This is a genomic window from Microbacterium sp. Bi128 (assembly GCF_918698205.1).
The window spans coordinates 1-2520 of sequence record NZ_CAKKMM010000734.1; the positions used below are offsets into that span (position 1 = coordinate 1).

Consider the following 2520-nt stretch of genomic DNA (forward strand, 5'->3'; position numbering starts at 1 on the left):
GTGGGCCGGCAGCACCGTGGCGGGTCCGAGGCGTTCGAGCCGGTCCAGCGAGTCGAGGTAGTCCCGGAGGGTGCCGTCTGGGTAGTCCAGCACCGTGGTTCCGGAGCCCAGAATCGTGTCCCCGGTCAGCACCGAGCCGTGCGGGCCATCCTGCGGCAGGTGGAAGCACAGCGAATCCGAGGTGTGGCCCGGCGTCGCCAGAACCCGGATGTCAGTTCCGGCCGCCCGGATGGTTTCGCCGTCCTGAAGCGGGGGTGCACCGTGGCAGTGGGCGGGGTCCGCGGCCCGGACCGGTGCGCCCGTCAAGGCCGAAAACCTCTCGGCGGCCGCGGTGTGGTCCGCGTGCCGGTGCGTGATCAGGATGAGTTCGACCGGTCCCTCGCCGGCCAGCGCCTGAAGGTGCGGCCCGTCGAGGGGCCCGGGGTCGACGGCGACCCTTGCCGCCGCCCCCGGGGCGGCAATGAGATAGGAGTTGGTTCCATCCAGGCTCATGGGGCCCGGATTCGGGGCGAGGCGGAACCGGGTCAGCTCACTGCTGCGGACAATGCCGCGGGATGTCTCGGAGGTCACGGACCCATCCTTGCATTGAATCGGGCGCCGTTGGCCCCAGCCCGGGACCACAGACGCCGACGGCGGCCCTCACCCGAAGGTGGGGACCGCCGTCGTGCACTAAGACGTTCTGTGGCTAGGCCAGCCGGGTCAGCCAGCCGTGGGTGTCCTCCACGGTGCCGGTCTGGATCCCGAGCAGCTGGGCGCGGATGGCCAAGGTGGTCTCCCCCGCCGTGGCGTCCTCGGAACCGATGAACTCGGTGGCGTCCTTGAGCACGCCGATGGGGGTGATGACTGCGGCGGTGCCGCAGGCGAAGACCTCGGCAATGTCTCCCGAGGCAACACCGTCGCGCCACTCATCCAGGGTGATCTTGCGTTCGGTGACTTCCCGGCCCATGTCCCGGGCCACCTGGATCACGGACATCCGGGTGATCCCCTCCAGGATGGTGCCGGAGAGCGCCGGGGTGACGAGCGAACCGTCCTTCATGACGAAGAAAACGTTCATGCCGCCGAGTTCCTCGACAGCGTTGTCGTTGAACTGGTCCAGGAAGAGGACCTGCTTGCAGCCGTTGGCCTCGGCCTCCTGCTGGGCGATCAGCGAGGCAGCGTAGTTGCCGCCGCACTTGGCGGCGCCTGTTCCGCCGCGGCCGGCGCGGGCGTATTCGCGCGAGATCCAGATGGAGACGGGCTTGAGTTCGCCGCCGAAGTAGTTGCCGGCCGGGGAGGCGATCACGCGGAAGGAGACCTCGCGCGCTGCCCGCACGCCCAGGAACGCCTCGGTGGCGATCATGAAGGGCCGCAGGTACAGGGCTTCGCCGTCGCCGGCGGGGACCCAGTCCTTGTCTGCCGCGACGAGCTCGCGGATGGCGCCGAGGAAGTACTCTTCCGGGAGTTCGGGCAGGGCCAGGCGCCGGGCGGACTTGTTCAGCCGGGCGGCGTTGGCCTCGGGCCGGAACGTCCAGACCGAGCCGTCGGCGTGGCGGTAGGCCTTGAGGCCCTCGAAGATCTCCTGGCCGTAGTGCAGCACGGCGGCGGACGGGTCGAGGGAAATCGGGCCGTAGGGCTCAACGCGCGCGTCGTGCCAGCCGCCGTTGCCGGCGGCGTCGACGCTGTAGTCCACAATCGCGGTGTGGTCGGTGAAATAGTCGCCGAATCCCGGGTTTGCCAGGATGGCGGCACGCTCTTCAGCAGACTTCGGGGTCTCCGACAGGTGCTGGGTGAATTCGACGCCATGGGCAGTCTGAGTCATGGTTCCTCCACGATCGGCTGCCTGGTGTGGGAACGTGGTTCACCCTCGGACCACGGCAGCATATTGGTGATTCGAAACAAGCTTACGCCCGTTGGCAGCACGGTTTTGCGGTGACTGCAGTCGCCTGCCGTGCAGGAAATGCAGGCGGGGCCTACAGCGCCGCCGCGATGGCGTCGCCGACCGCGCTGGTGGTGCGGACGGCGCCGTCGCGGGCTTCGACGTCGGCCGTGACGGCCGCCTCGATCTTCCGGGCGGCGGCGGCGAAGCCGAGGTGGTCGAGCAGGAGCGCCGCGGAGAGGATGGCGGCGGTGGGGTCGGCCTTCTGCTGGCCGGCGATGTCCGGGGCGGACCCGTGGACCGGTTCGAACATGGACGGCGCGGTGCGGTCCATGTTGAGGTTGCCGGAGGCGGCGAGGCCGATCCCGCCGGTCACGGCCGCCGCGAGGTCGGTGATGATGTCGCCGAACAGGTTGTCGGTGACGATCACGTCGAAGCGGGCCGGATCGGTGACCATGAAAATCGTGGCGGCGTCGACGTGGAGGTAGTCGTGCGTGACGTCGGGGAACTCCTGGGCCACGGCCTCGACCGTGCGCTTCCAGAGCTGGCCGGCGAAGACCAGGACGTTGTGCTTGTGCACGAGGGTGAGCTTCTTGCGGGGGCGGTCGTTGGCCCGGCGGAACGCGTCGCGGACCACGCGCTCCACGCCGTGGGCGGTGTTCAGG

3 protein-coding genes are annotated in these 2520 nt (G+C 69.4%); all 3 read right to left on the bottom strand.

Going from position 1 to position 2520, the window contains the following annotated elements; genetic code table 11:
• Positions 1–570, bottom strand: a 570-nt coding sequence (locus LQV45_RS25525; RefSeq protein ID WP_230009429.1) for an MBL fold metallo-hydrolase, incomplete at its 3' end; no start/stop codon positions are given.
• A gap of 115 nt (positions 571–685) precedes the next feature.
• Complete coding sequence (locus LQV45_RS25530) at positions 686–1798, bottom strand: branched-chain amino acid aminotransferase (protein WP_230009430.1); 1113 nt, start codon at positions 1796–1798, stop codon at positions 686–688.
• 151 nt (positions 1799–1949) lie between these two features.
• Positions 1950–2520 (bottom strand): isocitrate/isopropylmalate family dehydrogenase (locus LQV45_RS25535; RefSeq protein WP_253074584.1); only part of this gene is annotated, 571 nt, incomplete at its 5' end.